This window comes from Geminicoccaceae bacterium, assembly GCA_020638465.1.
Taxonomy (GTDB): domain Bacteria; phylum Pseudomonadota; class Alphaproteobacteria; order Geminicoccales; family Geminicoccaceae; genus JAGREO01.
Genome location: JACKIM010000001.1, coordinates 1,418,633 through 1,437,516 on the forward strand (window position 1 = coordinate 1,418,633; position 18,884 = coordinate 1,437,516).

Annotated in this window: 16 protein-coding genes; 4 read left to right on the plus strand and 12 right to left on the minus strand. The window is 63.4% G+C overall.

Translation table 11 applies throughout. From position 1 onward, the window contains the following. Positions 1-69: 69 nt before the first annotated feature. From H6851_06765 to H6851_06775, 3 genes are read right to left on the minus strand one after another with little or no spacing between them, the layout of a single operon-like run. Positions 70-918 carry an extracellular solute-binding protein gene (locus tag H6851_06765; GenBank protein ID MCB9943309.1) on the minus strand — a complete coding sequence of 283 codons (849 nt, stop codon included), beginning with the start codon at positions 916-918 and terminating at the stop codon, positions 70-72. 19 nt (positions 919-937) lie between these two features. Continuing rightward, positions 938-1,735 carry an ATP-binding cassette domain-containing protein gene (locus tag H6851_06770; protein ID MCB9943310.1) on the minus strand — a complete coding sequence of 266 codons (798 nt, stop codon included), beginning with the start codon at positions 1,733-1,735 and terminating at the stop codon, positions 938-940. Positions 1,736-1,738: 3 nt separating this feature from the next. Further along, on the minus strand, positions 1,739-2,443 hold the full coding sequence (locus H6851_06775; GenBank protein ID MCB9943311.1) for an ABC transporter permease: 705 nt from the start codon (positions 2,441-2,443) through the stop codon (positions 1,739-1,741). A 156-nt stretch (positions 2,444-2,599) separates the two neighbouring features. Between H6851_06775 and H6851_06780 the strand changes: the two genes are divergently transcribed. Further along, a complete protein-coding gene (locus tag H6851_06780) occupies positions 2,600-4,078 on the plus strand; it encodes a YdiU family protein (GenBank protein ID MCB9943312.1) in 1,479 nt (492 codons plus the stop codon). A gap of 103 nt (positions 4,079-4,181) precedes the next feature. Here H6851_06780 and H6851_06785 read toward each other — a convergent pair whose 3' ends face one another. The 4 genes from H6851_06785 to H6851_06800 all read right to left on the minus strand — a co-directional run bounded on the left by H6851_06785 (position 4,182) and on the right by H6851_06800 (position 8,963). After that, positions 4,182-5,903: a dihydroxy-acid dehydratase gene (locus H6851_06785; protein MCB9943313.1), complete on the minus strand. Its 1,722-nt coding sequence runs from the start codon at positions 5,901-5,903 to the stop codon at positions 4,182-4,184. A 75-nt stretch (positions 5,904-5,978) separates the two neighbouring features. After that, the gene (locus tag H6851_06790; GenBank protein ID MCB9943314.1) at positions 5,979-7,349 is read right to left on the minus strand and encodes a glutamate--cysteine ligase; all 1,371 of its coding nucleotides are present in this window, start codon (positions 7,347-7,349) and stop codon (positions 5,979-5,981) included. Positions 7,350-7,392: 43 nt separating this feature from the next. After that, positions 7,393-8,031 carry a ParA family protein gene (locus tag H6851_06795; protein MCB9943315.1) on the minus strand — a complete coding sequence of 213 codons (639 nt, stop codon included), beginning with the start codon at positions 8,029-8,031 and terminating at the stop codon, positions 7,393-7,395. A 5-nt stretch (positions 8,032-8,036) separates the two neighbouring features. After that, positions 8,037-8,963: a glyoxylate/hydroxypyruvate reductase A gene (locus H6851_06800; GenBank protein MCB9943316.1), complete on the minus strand. Its 927-nt coding sequence runs from the start codon at positions 8,961-8,963 to the stop codon at positions 8,037-8,039. A 129-nt stretch (positions 8,964-9,092) separates the two neighbouring features. Between H6851_06800 and H6851_06805 the strand changes: the two genes are divergently transcribed. Further along, positions 9,093-9,854, plus strand: a complete 762-nt coding sequence (locus H6851_06805; protein ID MCB9943317.1) for a DUF3750 domain-containing protein — start codon at positions 9,093-9,095, stop codon at positions 9,852-9,854. Here the strand turns inward: H6851_06805 and H6851_06810 are convergent. The 4 genes from H6851_06810 to H6851_06825 form a co-directional block, all read right to left on the minus strand. Next, the gene (locus tag H6851_06810; protein ID MCB9943318.1) at positions 9,822-10,766 is read right to left on the minus strand and encodes an ATP/GTP-binding protein; all 945 of its coding nucleotides are present in this window, start codon (positions 10,764-10,766) and stop codon (positions 9,822-9,824) included. The two genes, H6851_06805 and H6851_06810, sit on opposite strands and share 33 nt — an antisense overlap. Before the next feature lie 30 nt (positions 10,767-10,796). Continuing rightward, positions 10,797-13,457, minus strand: a complete 2,661-nt coding sequence (locus tag H6851_06815) for a pyruvate, phosphate dikinase (GenBank protein ID MCB9943319.1) — start codon at positions 13,455-13,457, stop codon at positions 10,797-10,799. A gap of 63 nt (positions 13,458-13,520) precedes the next feature. Then, complete coding sequence (locus tag H6851_06820) at positions 13,521-15,599, minus strand: glycine--tRNA ligase subunit beta (protein MCB9943320.1); 2,079 nt, start codon at positions 15,597-15,599, stop codon at positions 13,521-13,523. Next, on the minus strand, positions 15,592-16,485 hold the full coding sequence (locus tag H6851_06825) for a glycine--tRNA ligase subunit alpha (GenBank protein MCB9943321.1): 894 nt from the start codon (positions 16,483-16,485) through the stop codon (positions 15,592-15,594). Before H6851_06825 ends, H6851_06820 begins: the two co-directional genes overlap by 8 nt. A gap of 180 nt (positions 16,486-16,665) precedes the next feature. On the opposite strand from H6851_06825, the gene H6851_06830 reads away from it, so the two are divergent. After that, positions 16,666-17,529 carry a carbohydrate ABC transporter permease gene (locus H6851_06830; protein MCB9943322.1) on the plus strand — a complete coding sequence of 288 codons (864 nt, stop codon included), beginning with the start codon at positions 16,666-16,668 and terminating at the stop codon, positions 17,527-17,529. Between the two features lie 175 nt (positions 17,530-17,704). Beyond that, complete coding sequence (gene tnpA, locus H6851_06835; GenBank protein ID MCB9943323.1) at positions 17,705-18,136, plus strand: IS200/IS605 family transposase; 432 nt, start codon at positions 17,705-17,707, stop codon at positions 18,134-18,136. A 102-nt stretch (positions 18,137-18,238) separates the two neighbouring features. On the opposite strand, the gene H6851_06840 is transcribed toward tnpA, so the two are convergent. Further along, positions 18,239-18,871 (minus strand): LysE family translocator, encoded by a 633-nt coding sequence (locus H6851_06840; GenBank protein ID MCB9943324.1) that lies wholly within the window; start codon positions 18,869-18,871, stop codon positions 18,239-18,241. Positions 18,872-18,884: the final 13 nt, after the last annotated feature.

Below are 18,884 nucleotides of genomic sequence, written 5' to 3' on the forward strand. Positions count from 1 at the left end.
CATGAACCGCAACGAAAAGTCAAGGAAATAATTCCTTGCACCGTCATTTGAGCGAAATGCCGGAAGTCCTCAGTGCGAGGCGTTGGGGAAGAAGAGTTGCTGACCGTCGATCCTGTAACCGGCGATGGCGTCCTGCCCCTCGGGCGAAAGGATCCAGTCGATGAACTGCTGACCCAGTTCGGCCTTCACGTTCGGGTGCTTCGCCGGATTGACCAGCGTGATGCCGTACTGGTTGAACAGTGCGGGATCGCCCTCGACGAGGATTTCGAAGTCACCCTTGTTCTTGAACGAGATCCAGGTGGCGCGGTCGGTGAGGGTATAGGCTCCCATGCCCGTGGCGGCATTCAGCGTGGCTCCCATGCCCGAGCCGGTTTCGCGATACCAGCCGCCGGAAGCCGCCTCGATGTTGATGTCGGTCTTCTTCCAGAGCCTGAGCTCCGCCTTGTTGGTGCCGCTGTCGTCGCCGCGTGAGGCGAAGGGAGCCTCGGCGCCGGCTATGGCCTCCAGCGCGGGCACGGCATCCTTCATGCCCTTGACATGGGCGGGATCGGCTGCCGGGCCGACGATGACGAAGTCGTTGTACATGACATCGAAGCGCCTGACGCCATCACCGTCGGCCACGAACTTCTCTTCGGCCGCCTTCGCGTGAACGAACAGGACATCGCCGTCGCCGTTGGCGGCGTTCTTGATGGCCTGACCGGTTCCCACCGCCACCACGCGGACCTCGATGCCCGTCTTGTCGGTGAACATCGGCAGGAGATGGTCGAACAGTCCGGAGTTCTGGGTCGATGTGGTCGACTGCACGACGATGAAGTTGTCGTCGGCCGCATGGGCCGGGGGAGCGGCGAGCCCGGCAGCGATGCCCGCGAGGGTCGCAAGGGCCAGCAGGGTTTGCCGGAGCGCGTGGCGTCGGGTCATGATTTCCTCCATTGTCCTGTCACGGGTTCGGATTGTCGTCATCGGATGGCAGCCGGCCTTCGAGCCACTCGCGGGCGGCCCTGGAGCGGGGCTGGTCGAGGATCTGCGCAGCCGGGCCGGATTCGACCAAACGGCCATGATGCATGAACAGGATGTCCTGGGCGAGCCGCCGTGCCTGGCCCTGGTCGTGGGTGACGAGCACGGTGGTGACACCGCGTTCATGTGCCGCCAGGATCTGCTGTTCGATGGCCAGCGTCGAGGCGGGGTCGAGGCTGGCGCTGGGTTCGTCGAGGAACAGCAGTTCGGGGCTGCAGGCAATGGCCCGGGCGATGGCGAGGCGCTGCTGTTCGCCGCCGGAAAGGACACGGGCCGGGCGGTGAATGACGTGCTCAAGGCGGGCGGCACGCACGGCATCGGCGATGCGGCGATTGCGTTCCGCGCCGCGGAACCCGCGCACGGCGAGCGCGAATTGCAGGTTCGCCAGGACCGAGCGCCGCAACATGACGGGACGCTGGAACACCATGGCCTGCGCGCGACGGGCAGCACGGTCGAGCGGTTCGCCTTTCCACATTATGGCACCCGAGGTCGGGACGATGAGACCGTGGAGCAGGCGCAGCAGCAGGCTCTTGCCGCTGCCGTTGGCCCCCATGATCACGGTGCGCCGGCCCGGTTCTATGATGAGGTCGACATGATCGACAAGCCGCTTGCCGCCGGCTTCATAGATGAGGTCGCGGGTTTCGATCAGGGCGGCACCGCGGGAGCCGAAACCGGCCAGCGGCAGGGGCGTGAAGCAGGTGACCGGGTTCGTCTCGTCCATGGCTCAGACGAATGCCGAGCGGGCGGCCGACGCGCGAAGGCTCATGACGGCGGCGTTGACGGCGATGACGATGGCCAGCAGCACCATGCCGAGCGCCAGGGCGAGTTGCAGGTTGCCCTTCGACGTTTCGAGAGCGATGGTGGTCGTCATGACCCGGGTGACGTGGTTGATGTTGCCGCCGACTATGATGACCGCTCCCACTTCCGCCACGGCCCGGCCGAAGCCGGCGAGGGCGACGGTGAGCAGGCTGTAGCGGGCATCCCACAGCAGTGCCGTCACGCGGTCGAGCGGCTGCACGTCGAGCGATGCGAATTGTTCGGCATATTCGCTGTGGAGATCTTCGATGACCTGGCGGGTTAGGGCGGCGACGATCGGTGTGACGAGGATGACCTGTGCCATGACCATGGCTGCCGGTGTATAAAGCAGGGCGAGCCACCCCAGCGGTCCCGCAGCCGAGAGCATCAGGTAGACGGTAAGCCCGACCACGACGGGCGGCAGGCCCATGAGAGCGTTGAGGATGATCGTGACCAGACTGCGGCCGGGAAAGGTGAAGGCGCCGACGACGGCCCCCAGCGGCAGGCCGATGAGGCAGGCGACGGCAACGGCACTGATCGTCACCTTCAACGAAAGGGCGATGATCTCAAGCAGTGCAGGATCGCCGCTTGTGATCAGGTTGAAGGCCTGGACCAGAATGGTGGAAAATTCCATGTTTACGGCATTTCCTTCGATAACGCGGAAAAAATACATGAAAATGCAGAATTGGCCATGCCCGAATCATGACGGGAACCGGTCTCGGCCCGGCATCAGCGGAATGTCGGTCGCGAGCCGTGCCCGAGCGAGCGGACGCGACGATGGCAGGTCGATGTGAGCGATTTTGGCCTGACATTCGACAACAGCTTTTTCAGGCAGCTGGAAGGCTTCCATGTGCCGATGCGGGCGACGCCGTCGCCGTCGCCCCGGCTGGTGCGGATGAATTGCGAGCTTGCCGCCGAACTGGGGATGCGACTTGATGGGGTCGATCCTCATGTGCTGGCCAGCGCGTTGTCGGGAACATCCCCGATGGCTGGTTCCGATCCGTTGGCGATGGTCTATGCCGGACACCAGTTCGGCGGTTTCAGCCCGCAACTCGGCGATGGGCGCGCCCTGCTGCTGGGCGAGGTGATCGATACCCACGGCGTGCGCCGTGATATTCATCTCAAGGGCTCGGGCCGCACGCCCTTCTCGCGAGGCGGCGATGGCAAGGCGGTGCTGGGGCCGGTACTGCGGGAATATCTCATTGGCGAGGCCATGTACGCCCTGGGAATTCCCACCACCCGGGCGCTTGCCGCGATCACTACCGGCGAGGAGGTGATGCGCGAACAGCCGGAACCGGGGGCGATCCTCGTGCGGGTGGCGCAAAGTCATCTGCGTGTGGGGACATTCCAGTACTTTGCAGCACGAGGCGCACACGGTCAGGTGCGCCAGCTGGCCAACTATGCCATCGAACGACATTATCCCGAACTGGAGCCATCCGACGACCGTTATCTGCTGCTGTTTGCGGAGGTCATGCAAAGGCAGGCATTCCTCGTCGCGCAATGGATGCTTGTGGGGTTCGTTCATGGCGTGATGAACACCGACAACATGACAATATCCGGCGAAACCATCGACTACGGCCCCTGCGCCTTCATCGACGCCTTCGATCAGGCAGCCGTGTTCAGCTCCATTGACGAGGGCGGACGCTACGCCTATGGCAACCAGCCGGGTATCGCCCAGTGGAACCTCGCCCGTTTCGCAGAAACCCTGGTGCCGCTCATCGACCCGGACGATGCCGACAAGGCGGTGTCGAAGCTGACCGACACGATCAACCGTTTCCCCCAGCTCTACGTGGAGGCATGGCTTTCCGGCATGCGGGCGAAGCTCGGCCTGACGACCGCGCGGGAGGAAGACCTGTCGCTGGCTCATGATCTCATCAAGGCGATGGACGCCCAGCGTGTCGATTTCACCCTGCTGTTTCGCCGTCTTGCCGGTGCCGTGCAGGGCGATGTCGAACCCGCTCGGGCACTTTTCGCCGATCCGGCATTGTTCGACGGATGGCATGATCGCTGGAACGAGCGTATCGCGGTTGAGGGAAACGTGTCATCCATGGAGCGCGTGGCTGCCATGAATCGCGTCAATCCACTGTATATCGCCCGCAATCACAAGGTCGAGGAGGCATTGTCCGCCGCCCGATGCGGCGATCTCGCACCATTCGACCGGCTGCTCGAAGCGATCGGCAAACCTTTCGAGGAGCGGCCGGGGTTCGAGGAATTCGCCCAGCCTGCGCCCGCCGGTTTCGGCCCCTACCGAACCTTCTGCGGCACCTGAGTTCGAGCGAATCCTTCGCGCTCGAACATGGACAATGCGCCATTGTACAAGAATGAACTGGAAACCTTGCGCCCGCCGGCATCGACGTCCTTGCGTCGATATTCTACGGAACCGAGCTGGTGAATGGCCGTCGGGTGAGAAAGTCGAGATCGGCTCCCTCATCGGCCTGCAGGACATGCTCCAGATGCAGCCTGCGGTACCCGCGCAGTGCGGGATCGGCCGCCGGCGGCCGCCATGCGGCGCGGCGGTGTTCGAACGCCTCGTCGCCGATGTCCAGCGTCAGCCGGCGGTTGGGGACGTCGAGCGTGATCGTGTCGCCGGTTTCGACCAGCGCCAGCGGCCCGCCGACGGCGGCCTCCGGTGTGGCATGAAGGACGATGGTGCCGAAGGCCGTCCCGCTCATGCGGCAATCGGAGATGCGTACCATGTCCTTGATACCTTGCATCGCCAGCTTTTTCGGAATGGGGATGTACCCCGCTTCGGGCATTCCGGGAGCCCCCTTCGGTCCGGCATTGCGCAGGACGAGGACATCGCCAGCCTGAACGTCAAGGTCGTCGGCGTCGATGCGTGCGGCCAGATCCTCGAGTCCGTCGAATACCACGGCACGACCGCTGTGGGTCAGCAGTTCCCGGCTGCATGCCGATTGCTTGATGATCGCTCCGTCACCGGCAAGATTGCCTTCGAGGAAGGCGATGCTGCCGCCGGAATGGATGGGCGCGCTGCGTGTACGGACGACATGCTGGGGGAAGGGGGCGGGCAGGGCGTCGATTTCCTCGCCCAGCGTGCGCCCGGTCACGGTCATGCAGTCGCGGTGCAGGAGCGGCGCGAGCTCCCGCAGGATCGTCCCGCTGCCGCCGGCACGGTGCAGATCGTCCATGTAGTGCTGACCGCTGGGCTTGAGGTCGACCAGCACGGGCGTTTCGGCTCCGATCCGGTCGAATGCGCGCATGTCGATGCGGATGCCGAGTCGTCCGGCAATGGCGGCCAGATGGACGATGCCGTTGGTCGAGCCGCCCACCGCCAGCAACATGCGCAGCGCGTTTTCCAGGGATTGGGGTGTGATGATGTCGGACGGCCTCAGTTTCCGTTTCACCAGTTCCATCGCCTGCGTGCCGGCAGCTTCGGCATGGCGGAGCCGGTCGGCGGTCACGGCCGGGATGGTGGCCCCGCCGGGAAGCATCATGCCCAACGCCTCGGTCATGAGGGCCATGGTCGACGCGGTGCCCATGACACCGCAGGTTCCGGCTGTCGGAACCAGTCGCCCCTCGATCTCGTTGATCTCGGCCTCGTCGATGCGTCCACCGCGATAATCGGCCCAGAAGCGCCGGCAGTCGGTGCAGGCGCCGAGTCGGGAGTCCTTGTGGGTTCCGGACAGCATCGGCCCGGTGACGAGCTGGATGGCGGGAATGTCGGCACTGGCAGCGGCCATGAGCTGGGCCGGAACGGTCTTGTCACAGCCGCCGACGAGAACGCAGGCATCCATCGGCAGGGCCATCAGCATCTCCTCGGTATCCATCGCCATCAGGTTGCGCAGATACATGCTGGTGGGAAATGCAAAGGCCTCATGCAGCGAGAGGGTCGGGAATTCCATGGGCATTCCGCCGGCGAGCATCACCCCGCGCCGGACCGCCTCGATCATCTGCGGCACGTTGGCGTGACAGGCGTTGTAGGCCGACGCCGTATTGGCGATGCCGACCACCGGCCGCGACAGGGCGTCGTCCGAATAGCCCATGGCCTTGATGAAGGCCTTGCGCAGGTAGAGCGAGAACGCCTCGTCGCCATAGCGCGTCAGACCGCGCCGCATCCCCGTTCGATCATCGTCCATCATTCCCCTCCCCGGGACGGATATTGGCTTGCCGTGCAGCGGTGCGCGAGCCGATGACGGCTCGCTCAGCAGGCATCAGTAGGCGTAGGCCTCGAACACGGGGTCGACATGACCGCCCCATTCGGTCTCCACCCGTTGCAGCAGTTCCTCGGCGCGGGTGGTACCCGACCGGGCGATGTCCCACAGGCCGCGAATGTACTTGCGTTCATCGGTGCTGCCGTCCCAGTCCAGCACGCCGCGGGCGGCCAGTCCGGCATCCGCGATCTCCATCATGCGCAGGGCGATGTCCTGGAGGGTGCCATTGCGGAACTTCGTGTGCAGGGCGGTCTTCGGTACCTCGCGACGGAGTATCTCGTGCTCCTCGATGGTCCAGTCCTTCGCCAGATCCCATGCCGCGTCGAGCGAGCCCTGGTCGTAGAGCAGTCCGACCCAGAGGGCCGGCAAGGCGCACAGATTGCGCCACGGACCGCCGTCGGCACCACGCATCTCGATGTAGCGCTTGAGCCGGGCCTCGGGGAACAGGGTGGTGATGTGATCGGCCCAGTCGCTGATGGTTGGCTTTTCACCGGGCAGCGCCGGCAATCGGCCGTCGAGAAAGTCGCGGAAGGATTGTCCACTGGCGTCGATGTATTGACCATCGCGGTAGACGAAATACATCGGTACGTCGAGGACGTGCTCGGCATAGCGCTCGAAACCCATGCCATCCTCGAACACGAACGGCAGGATGCCGCAACGGTCGGGATCGGTGTCGGTCCATATCTGGCTGCGGTAGCTCAGGAAGCCGTTGGGTTTGCCATCGGAGAACGGTGAATTGGCGAAAAGCGCGGTGGCCACGGGCTGGAGGGCGAGCCCCACCCGGAGCTTCTTCACCATGTCGGCTTCCGACGAGAAATCGAGATTGACCTGGATGGTGCAGGTACGCAGCATCATGTCGAGGCCGAGTTTGCCCACCTTGGGCATGTAGGCGCCCATGATGCGGTAGCGGCCCTTGGGCATCCAGGGGATCTCGTCCCGCGGCCATTTGGGCTGGAAGCCCATGCCGAGCATGCCGACATTGAGCGGATCGGCGATTTCGCGTACCTGCGAGAGGTGATTGTGAACCTCGCTGCAGGTGTGGTGAATGTGCTGGAGCGGAGCACCGGAGAGCTCGAACTGGCCACCCGGCTCAAGCGTGATCGAACCGCCTTCGCCCTTGAGGGCGATCACCTTGCCGGCTTCTTCCACCGGTTGCCAGTCGAACCGTTCGGCCATGCCGGTGAGCAGGTCGCGGATGCCGCCGGGTTCATCATAGGCGAGCGGCCGCAGCGTATCCTTGTGGAAACCGAATTTCTCGTGCTCGGTGCCGATACGCCAGTCCGCCTTGGGTTTGCAGCCCTGCTCGAAATACTCGACAAGCTGCCGACGGTCGGTGATGGGCTCACCCTGACCTTCCGGAGGTGCGGACATGGGACGTCTCCTCAGCTGAGCCCCGACGTCATCGCGCGGGCTTCTAGTTGATCAGGGCAAGGGTCTCGGCGACGAGTGCCCTGCATTCGTCTGTCGCCGGGCTTTTCGGATCGCTCTCCACAACTCCCAGTCCTTTCGCGAGACTGGTAACAAAGGCCTGCCGATTGCCGAAACGCGTGGTCAGTGCCGGATAGCCGTCACGCTCGATTGTCGCAAGGGCCTGATCGAGGCTCCTGCCCCGGGGCGGCACGCGGTTCATCAGCAACGCCGGGCGGATTCCCTCGCGTACGGCCGTCTCCACGGTGACCTTCGAAGCCCATATGTCGAGCGGGCTCGGCTGCACGGGAATGATGACGAGGCGTGCCGCCTTGATCGCGTTCTTTGCATCGCTTTCGGCATGGGGCGGGCTGTCGACGATGATGAACTCGTGATCGCGGCGCATCCTGTCGAGCTCGGCATCGAGACGCCATCCGCCCACCATGGAGAACCGGATCTCCCGCGCGTCGCGAGCCTGATGCTCGCGCACCTTCATCCATTCGGTAAGGCTGCCCTGGGGATCGATGTCGACCAGTGCGACGTTGCGGCCCCGTTCGGCGAAACCGGTCGCGAGCTGGGCCGCAACGGTGGTCTTGCCGGCGCCACCCTTCTGCTGGGCGATGGTGATGACTGTGGCGGTGGTCATGATGGCTAATATCCCCTGCTGCGGTCGACCACACCACGCAGTTCATCACCACGGCGCAGACGTCGCAGATTGTCGATGACATTCTCCGCAGCAGTGGAAGGGTGGCAGTAGCTGGCGGCATGCGGGGTCAGGTCTATGGCCGGATGCCGCCACAGTGGCGATTGAGCCGGAAGCGGCTCCACCGGGGTGACATCGAGCGCCGCGGCGGCAAGGTGGCCGCGATCCAGCGCATTGATCAGATCCCGCTCCACCAGCTGGCGACCGCGCCCGACATGGATGAGGATCGCCCCTCTCGGAAGTCTGGCGAACAGTGACGCGTCGAGAAAGTTCTCCGTTTCGGAGGTCAACGGCAGCAGGCAGACGAGCATTTCGCAGCCGGAGAGAAAATCACCAAGTGCGGAAGTTCCCGCGAAGCACTCCACGTTGTCGATGACCTTGCGGCTGCGGCTCCACCCGCGTACGGCAAAGCCGTTGGCCGCCAGTCTCGATGCCGTGGCGGTCCCCAGTTCGCCCAGGCCCATGATTCCCACCGTGCGCTCGAAGGAAGGCTTCGGCAAATGGAGGTTCCACTCGCAGCGGCGCTGCTGGGCCGCATAGATGTGCAGGTCGCGATGATAGCGCAGCACATGGGCGAGCACGAATTCGGTCATGCCGTCGGTCAGCGAACGGTCGATCATCCGGCAAAGCGGCAGGTCGGGCAGGCTCGGGTCCTGCAGCATCGCATCGACGCCCGCCGCCAGCGAGAGGATGGCTTTCAGGTTGGGCAGGCTGGCCAGCAAGCCTGGTGGCGGGAGCCAGACCAGCGCAGCCTCGATGTCCCCGACGTCGCCCAGGTCCGGATGAATGCGGAAATCCAGATCGGGCTCCAGCCGTTTCAGGGCGGCTTCCCAGCTCGCCGGATCGTCATCATTGCTGTACCACAGGAGCGCCATGGGTCTCTTTCGGAGATGTGATGTTTCCGTTACCCGACTTGTGCAACCATGGCGGCGAATTGACAAGGCGGGCCTGCGGGAAGGGCGGATACCTCCGCGCCGGTCGGGGTGCCGAATTTCATGCGGCGGATGGAGAAAGGTGTGCTGACGGTTTTCTTGCGCGGCTTCGGGCTGCTGCTGCTCGCGGGTGTTCTGGGCACGGGCATTGCGACGGTCAGGTACTTTTCCGGCGAACGGCCGCACTGGAGCTCGGCCCGCTGGGACAGTGCGGGAAGCGCACCGGACCCGACCGCCGAGCGGGAGGCCATCATTCAGGTCTATGGCGCGCGTGCATGGGGTTGGCGGGGCATTTTCGGAATGCACACGTGGATCGCTATCAAACGGGAAAATGCACCAATTTTCGAACGTTACGAAGTGGTGGGCTTCGGCGTGTCGGGTGGCGCGCGCGCCGTGCGCCGGAACCGCTATCCCGTGGATGCCTACTGGGCCGGCAATGCTCCGGTGCTGCTGGGCGAGATACGCGGGGAACGGGCCGCAGCGGCCATTCCGCGACTGATCGAGGCCGTCGATGCCTATCCCTACGATCACCGCTATACGATCTGGCCCGGCCCCAATTCCAACAGCTTCACGGCGTTCGTCCTTCGTCGGGCGGGTGGTATCGGCATCGAACTGCCACCGCTTGCGGTGGGCAAGGACTATATCGGACAGGGGCGATGGTATGCCCGTGCGCCATCGGGCACCGGCTTCCAGTTTTCGATGATGGGGCTCATCGGCATGACCATCGCAGCTGACGAAGGTTTGGAAATCAATCTGTTGGGCCTCACCTTCGGTGTCGATTTCACCCGCCCGGCGCTGAAATTACCTGGTCTGGGCCGTATCGGGCTGAGCTGAGCATTCACTCAACAACCGAGGAAGTTCGCCCAACGGGCATCGGTTGGTCTCCCGCCGAAGACGCTCCAGTTCGTTATGGCGGGTTTCAAGGCCGCGCCGGCCGAATTCGTCGCGAACATGGCTTTCAAGCCAGCAACAGGCCTGGACATGGCGGTGCCGGACGAGGTCTCCCGTTTCGATCCTGTGGGACGCATGACGGGCAATCAGCAACCGCAGTTCGTCGATGCCGAGCCCCGTGGTGGCCGACACCTTGAGCGCCTCCGGTTTCCAGCCTTCGAGTTTGCGGCGTCCACGCAGGATAGGCAGCAGGGTCTTGAGCGCATCGTCGGCGAGCCGGCCCAGATCAGCTTTGGTGACAATCGCGATATGGGGAATTTCGACAATGCCTGCCTTGATCATCTGCAGGCCATCCCCCGACGCGGGTTGAATGGCCAGCAGCACGGTATCGGCGACATCCCCGATCTCGGTCTCGGACTGCCCCACACCCACCGTCTCGATCAACACGATGTCGAACACGGCACGCAGGATCACCATGGTCGGAAAGACCGGTGTCGCGAGCCCGCCCAGCCGCTGCCGTGCCGCCATGGAGCGAACGAAGATCCCCCGATCCTCCGGGTCGAGGTCCAGCCGGGTACGGTCGCCGAGCAGTGCGCCACCACTGCGACGCGAGGAGGGATCGACCGCGATGACCGCAACCGTCGTGCCGGATCGGCGCCAGCTGTCGACGAGGGCCGAGACGAGCGTCGATTTCCCGACGCCGGGCGGACCGGTAAGGCCGACCGCATGCCCACGCGGCGTTCGCCACGCCTCGTCGAGCCGTGCGATTTCACCGTCGCCCAGAACCGGCCGGTCGAGCCGGGCGAGCAATCGCGCGAGCTCGACCTTGCCCATCGAGGAAAGTACGGCGCTCATCCCGGATTTCAGACGATCATCCCGGCATGGTCAGCCGCGCAGGGCGGCCTGGGCCGCAGCGAGACGGGCAATGGGAACGCGGTAGGGGGAGCAGGAGACGTAGTCGAGGCCGGCCTCGTGGCAGAACATCACCGAGGCCGGATCGCCACCATGCTCACCGCAGATGCCGAGCTTGAGATCGCCGCGTACCGCGCGTCCGCGCTCCACGCCGATGAGCACCAGCTCACCGACACCCTCTCGATCGATGGTCTGGAACGGATCGCCCTTGTAGATCTCCGCACGGACATATTGTTCGAGGAACGAGCCCGCATCGTCCCGGCTGAGGCCCAGCGCCATCTGGGTGAGGTCGTTCGTGCCGAAGCTGAAGAAGTCGGCAGCCTCCGCGATTTCGCCGGCGCGCAGGGCGGCCCGCGGCAGCTCGATCATCGTACCCGTGAGATATTCAATGGATTGACCGGTTTCCTTGCGGACATCCTCGGCGACTGCATCGATACGGGCCTTGAGAATCTCGAACTCGCGCTTGGTGGCAATGAGCGGAATCATCACTTCGGGGATGACCGTGTCGCCGCTCTTCTTCTTCACCTCGACAGCGGCCTCGAAGATGGCCCTGGCCTGCATCTCGGTGATTTCGGGGTAGAGGATCGCCAGCCGGCAACCGCGCAGGCCCAGCATCGGATTGGTTTCGCGCAGCTCCAGAACCCGGCGGCGCACGGTCTTGACGTCGACACCCACGGCGGCGGCCACCGCCTCGTCCTCGTCCTCGCCATGCGGCAGGAATTCGTGCAACGGCGGATCGAGCAGGCGGATGGTGATCGGCTTGCCCTTCATGATCTCGAACAGCTCGACGAAATCGGCGCGTTGCATCGGCAGGATACGGGCCAGCGCCTTCTTGCGGCCTTCGACATTCGAGGCAAGGATCATCTCGCGCATGGCAACGATGCGGTCTTCCTGGAAGAACATGTGCTCGGTGCGGCACAGTCCGATACCTTCGGCGCCAAAGCGCAGGGCGGCACGGGCATCCAGTGGCGTTTCGGCATTGGTGCGGACGCCCAGTCGACGGACTTCGTCGGCCCAGCCCATCAACGTCGCAAAGTCGCCCGAAAGCTGGGGATCGACCGTGGGAACCTCTCCCAGCATCACCAGACCGGACGAGCCGTCGATGGTGATGCTTTCGCCGTCCTTGACCACCTTGCCGGCCGCCGTCAGCGTGCGTTCGGCATAGTCGATGAGGATCTCGCCCGCGCCACAGACGCAGGCCTTGCCCATGCCGCGGGCGACCACCGCCGCATGGCTGGTCATGCCACCGCGCGAGGTGAGGATTCCCCGGGCGGCATGCATGCCGTGAATATCGTCAGGTGACGTCTCGATACGGACGAGGATGACCTTCTCACCTGCACCGGCCGAGGCTTCGGCCTCGTCGGCGGTGAATACCACCTTGCCGGAAACGGCTCCGGGCGAAGCCGGCAGTCCGCGGGCGAATATCTGGATTTCGGCCCTGGGGTCGAGCGTCGGGTGGAGCAGCTGGTCGAGCGAGGCGGGATCGACGCGCCGTATCGCCTCGTCGCGGGTGATGACCTTTTCGGCCGCCATGTCGACGGCGATCTTGAGGGCGGCCGCCGCCGTGCGCTTGCCCGTCCGGGTCTGAAGGACATAGAGTGTCCCGCTCTCGATGGTGAACTCGATGTCCTGCATGTCCCGATAGTGGCTCTCCAGCCGCTCGAACACCGACACCAGCTCGCTGAAGGATCGCGGAAGCAGGGTCTCCATCGAGGTGCCGGGTGACCCGCCCGCGACCGCCATGGACTCGCTGAGGGCCTGCGGCGTGCGGATGCCTGCCACGACGTCCTCGCCCTGGGCATTGACCAGGAATTCGCCGTAATAGACCTTTTCGCCTGTCGACGGGTTGCGGGTGAAGGCGACGCCGGTCGCGCAGTCGTCACCCATGTTGCCGAAGACCATGGCCTGCACGTTGACCGCGGTACCCATCTCCGCACCGATATTGTGCAGCCGCCGATATGTGATCGCCCGCGGGACCATCCACGAGCCGAAAACGGCACCTATGGCACCCCAGAGCTGCTCGCGCGGATCGGCGGGGAAGGCGGCGCCGGTATCCTTTTTGACGATATCCTTGTATGTCTTGACGAGTGCCTTGAGCGCATTCGCGTCGAGATCGGTATCGAAGCGACAGTTCCGTTCGCGCTTGAGGTCCTCAAGTGCCTCCTCGAACATGTAGTGGTCGACGCCCAGGACCACGTCGCCATACATCTGGATGAAGCGGCGGTAGCTGTCGAAGGCGAAACGCTCGTCGCCGCTCCTCTCGGCCAGACCCTTCACCGTCTCGTCATTGAGCCCCAGATTGAGAACGGTGTCCATCATGCCCGGCATCGACACCGGCGCGCCGGAGCGCACCGATACCAGCAGTGGATCGGCCGCATCGCCGAACGACTTGCCGGCAATGGCCTCGATGGCAGCCACGGCCTCCTCGACCTCGGACGCGAGGCTTTCCGGGTAGGACCGCTCATGAGCGTAATAATGGGAACATACATCGGTCGAGATGGTGAAACCCGGCGGTACCGGCAGGCCAAGGCTCGACATCTCGGCGAGATTGGCACCCTTGCCGCCGAGCAGCGCCTTCATGTCCGAACGCCCTTCGGCCTTGCCGCCCCCGAAGCCGTAAACCCATTTGCTCATGACCAGGATCCCGTAATTGCGCCAAGCCCTTCCGGAGCCTAGCCTGTACTGGTTAAGACGCTGTTAAGTCTCGATGACTGAAAAATCGGCGATGTCGTCGAACTGGAGGACGAAGCCCGCGAGGAGCCGCAACCGGTTGCTTCGCAGCTGCGGGTTCTCTGAATTGACCATGATCTTCTCGAAGAACCGGTCGATCGGGCTGCGCAGTCCGGCCGCAGTCATCATCGCTGCCGCATATTTCTCGCCGTCGAGAAGGTCTCGCATTTCGGCGCTTGCCGATCGCAAGGCCTCGTACAGCTCGCGCTCCGTTTCTTCATGCAGTGCATCTTCGTCGATGTCGGCATTGAAATGGTCGACGGTCACACCGTCCTTGCCAGCCTCGATCTGCAGGATGTTGTTGGCCCGGCGATAGGCGGCGAGCAGGTCGCTGCCGGCTTCGCTGTCGAGCAATTGCTGTACGGCCGAGGCACGGGCCGCGAGATCCACCAGATCCTCGCTGCCCTCGCGTGACGAGACGGCGCGGACCACATCGTGACGTGTGCCGCTGCCGCGCTGCTGCACGGCCAGCCGGTCATGGAGGAATTCGATGATCTCCCGACCGAGGGCCTTCCCGTCGAGGGCGGCAAATCGTTCGCCATAGCCAGCAAGAGCCATCTCGACCACGTCGCGCAGGTCCAGGCGGATGTCCTTTTCCAGGAGCAGGCGGATGATCGAGAGGGCAGCGCGGCGCAGCGCGAACGGATCCTTCGAACCCGTGGGGCGAATGCCGGCGGCGAAGAACCCTACAAGGGTGTCGAATTTATCGGCCAGTGCAACAGCCACGCCCTCGGCACTTTCCGGTAGGCTGTCAGCCGGACCCTGCGGGCGATAATGCTGGGCGATGGCGGTGGCGACGCGCTCGTCGAGACCCTCGTGCCGGGCGTAATAGCCGCCCATGATGCCCTGCAATTCGGGAAATTCCCCGACCATGCCGGATACGAGATCGGATTTGGCGAGAAGGCCAGCCTGCCGGGCACAGGTCTCGTCGGCGCCGCAGGCCGCTGCCAGCCATCCGGCCAGCCTTTCCACTCTGTTGACCTTATCGCAAAGGCTGCCGAGTTCGGCATGGAAGACCATGGGTACAAGGGCGTCCAGGCGGCTTTCCAGCGAGCTCTTGCGGTCGAGGTCCCAGAAGAACTTCGCATCCCAGAGACGGGCCCTCAGTACCCGCTCGTTGCCCTCGATGATCGCCTTGCCGCCGTCCGGAGCCTCGATGTTCGCCACTGTAATGAAGAATGGTGCAAGTTTTCCGGCATCGTCTTCCAGGGCCAGGTAGCGCTGATGCTCACGCATGGAGGTGACGAGAACTTCCTCCGGCAATTCCATGAAACCGTCGTCAATTCGCCCCAGCAGCGGCACCGGCCATTCCACGATCCCCTTCAACTCATCGAGCAGGGCCTCATCCTCGCGCAGGCGAAGATTCCTTCCACGGGCGAGATCGGCGGCGAGCCGGGCGATGGTCTCACGCCGCCGCGCTCCATCGAGGACCACCCGGGCCTGTTCCAGCTTGGCAGCATAGTCGGCAAAACCGCTCACCTCGAAAGGGGTGGGAGCCATGAACCTGTGCCCGCGAGTCGCCGATCCACTCTGGACACCCGAAAAGGTCATGTCCAGCACGTCGTTACCCACGCGTGCCAGAATGCCGTGCAACGGCCGCACCCAGCGTGCCTCGTCGTCGCCATGACGCATGGATTTCGGCCAGGGGAATCCGGCAAGAACACCGGGCAGCGCTTCTTCGAGCAGATGTCGGGTCGTGCGGCCCTTTTCAGTGTAGCGGGCGAGGATGAAGCGCCCTTTCTTGTCCTCGACCTCGCCCAGTACGTAGTCGACGTCACCGAGGCTGCGCAGGAAGCCGTCACGGGCCTTTTCCGGGGCATCGCTCCGCGGCCCCCGGCGCTCGATCTCACGGTCGGCCTGCTCAATGGCGACATTCTCCATGACGAGACAAAGACGGCGGGGAGTGGCAAAGGTCGAGACATCGCCATGATCGAGGCCGGCTTCATCGAGCACGGTGCTGACCATCGTCGCAAGATCGGCCCGGGCACGATCCTGCATCCGCGCCGGAATCTCTTCTGACAGGATTTCCAACAAGAACTCAGCCATGGGTCGGCTCCCGGCTGGCCAGCCATGATTGCGCACAGGCCTTGGCCAGCGCGCGCACACGGCCGATATAGGCCTGGCGCTCGGCCACGCTGATGACGCCGCGGGCATCCAGCAGGTTGAAGGTGTGGCTTGCCTTGAGGCACTGGTCGTAGGCGGGCAGGGCGAGGCCGCGTTCGAGAATGCTGGCGCATTCCTTCTCGGCATCGGCGAAGTGGCGAAACAGCATGGCCGTGTCCGCGACCTCGAAATTGTAGGCCGAATATTCGCGCTCGGCCTGGAGGAAGACATCGCCGTAGCGCACGCCGGCACCGTTGAAGTCGAGGTCGTAGACGTTCTCGACGCCTTGAATATACATGGCAAGCCGTTCGAGCCCGTAGGTGAGTTCGCCCGAGACCGGCCTGCAATCGAAGCCGCCCACCTGCTGGAAATAGGTGAACTGGCTCACTTCCATGCCGTCGCACCAGACTTCCCAGCCAAGTCCCCAGGCGCCGAGTGTCGGGCTTTCCCAGTCATCCTCCACAAAACGGAGGTCATGCAGGCGGGGGTCGATACCCAGGGCGTAAAGGCTGTTCAGGTAGCGTTCCTGGAAGTCCGGCGGCGAGGGCTTCATGATGACCTGATACTGGTAGTAGTGCTGGAGCCGGTTCGGATTCTCGCCATAACGTCCGTCGGTCGGGCGTCGCGACGGTTGCACGTAGGCCGCGTTCCAGGGCTCGCTACCCAGTGCGCGCAGAGTCGTCGCCGGATGGAACGTCCCCGCTCCGACCTCCATGTCGTAGGGTTGGAGGATGACGCAACCCTGTTCCGCCCAATAGCGGTGCAAGGTGAGGATGAGATCCTGGAAGCTGGGTGCTGACAAGGCGGAGTTCCGGCCCGTTGGGTTCATGTTGCGCTGCGGCAAGCTAGTGAGCGGGATGGTGAGGGTCAAGCGTGCGCGGTGCCGCAAGGCGACCGGTAACGCCATCGTCGTCTCATGGTCCTTGCATCGGCGGGCAACACTTGTTGAACTGGAGAAGGGCACCAAACAAAGAAAGGTGCCTTTCACGGGGAGGATAACATGCCGTTCATGGAAGCCCGGCGTCGGCGCCCGGGCGAGACCAGTATCGGTTGGGCACTGTCGTCGCTTGCCGCCGTCATGGTCGCGCTCATTTTTTTCTTTCCCCTTTACTGGGGATTGTCAACCAGCCTGCGCAATCCGATGGATACCTTCACCACGGCGGGATTGGGTATTCCCTGGTTGAATTTCGAGCCAACGCTCGACAATTGGCGGGATCAGTTGTCCAATCGGGAAACTCAGGCAGCACTCGTCAATTCCACCTTCATCTCGACTTTCGCCACCTTTCTGGCCTTGTTCATCGGCATACCCGCCTCTTATGCCCTCGCGCGATTTCACTTCGCCTGGCCGTCCAATCGCGACCTCACCATCTTCTTCTTCATGCAGCGGGTATTGCCGCCGGTCGCCACCGTCATTCCATTCTACCTGATGATGCGCTTCGTCGGTCTGCTCGACACCTATTCCGCACTGATCCTGGTCAACACCACGTTCATTCTGCCGTTCGTCATCATCATCCTTCGGCAGGCTTTCCTCGACATGCCTCGTGAACTGGAGGAGGCCGCACTGGTGGACGGGGCCGGTTATGTCGGAGCATTCTGGCGTATTGCCCTCCCGCTGGCGGCACCGGCCGCCGCCGCCGCGGGGCTCATCATCTACGGGCGTGTCTGGAACGAGTTCCTTTTTGCCATCGCCATCGGCTCACGCGATGCGATCACCGTCCCGGTCCATCTGGGCGCCTCGAACACCACCCGCGGCGTGCAGTTCTGGTTCATGGCGGTAAGGCAGATGGCGGCCATCGTGCCACCGGTGATCCTCGCCCTGCTCGCCCAGCGCTATATCGTCCGTGGGCTGACGATGGGGGCAACCAAGGGATGAGCGGCTGTCCGGCATTTTTCTGTTGTTCGAGTATTCTGCCTGAACGGGAAAGGCCCTAAACTAAAATAGGAGATCCCCCGGCTATGCCGGGGCGGCAGCCCGAGTTTGACGTTTCCGGCAGTCCATCGCCGGGTTTCTTTCGTTTGCCACCACGCATACGGAAGGAACGTCAGCGATGGACACGTATCAGAGCCTAAGTCACAGCGTTTGGGACTGCAAATATCATGTCGTCTTTATCCCGAAATGCCGACGCAAGACGCTGTATACAGGCCTGCGCCCACATCTCGGCGCGGTTTTTCGACAGCTAGCCAAACAAAAGGAGAGCAAGGTCATAGAAGGTCATCTGCTACCGGATCACGTCCACATGATGCTCGCCATTCCCCCCAAATATGCTGTCTCCAATGTCGTCGGCTTCATCAAAGGGAAGAGCGCCATTCACTTAGCCCGTGTTTATGGCGAACGCCGACGCAATTTCGTTGGCCAACATTTCTGGGCAAGAGGATATTTTGTCAGCACGGTCGGGCGAGACGAAACGGTCATCCGCGACTACATTCGCAATCAGGAGAAGGAAGATCGCCGGCTCGATCAACTCGCGCTGTTACCCTGAACATGCCGCCTTCAGGCGGCGAACGGATTGCGGCCGCGCAGCGCCGCAAACCGCCGCTTTGAGCGGCTCTCAACCAAAGCCCCCGGCTCTGCCGGGGGATATTTACTTCCGGCTGAAGGCGACGTTCAGACCGAGGGCGACGAGGATGCTCCCGCCAATCCGTCGGGCGACACGGCCGGCTGTCTCCGAGCCGCGCAGCACGGTCGTCACTCTGTCAGCAAGCCATACGCCAAGGACGTCGGCACTGGAAAACATCACGTTGACAATCGTTCCGAGCACGAACAATTGCAACCAGATCGGAAAACTTGCTGCCGGATCGGTAAATTGCGGCAAAAATGCGACATAGAAGATCGCTGTCTTGGGGTTGAGTATCTCAACAGTGACGCTTTCCCAGAACGCCCGCCCGGGATTTGTTTCATGAAGGCGAAGATCAACTTCGCCGGTTGCCTGCCGGGTCCGAAACATGCCGATGCCGAGCCAGACCAGATAGGCGGCTCCACCGAACTTGAATATTGCATAAAGAACCGGAACGGCCTCGAAGAGCATGGCAAGCCCGAGAACAGCGGCCATGACATGCACATAGCCACCAAGATGCACGCCAAGCACGGCTCGCCAACCCGCGATTCGGCCACGCGCCATTGTCTGCGCCGCGACATAAAGAAGTGCCGGCCCCGGCATGTAGGCAAAGATGCCGGTTGCTATCAAAAATGAAAGAAGGATATCGGTTGATGGCATCTTTCCCGCCCAG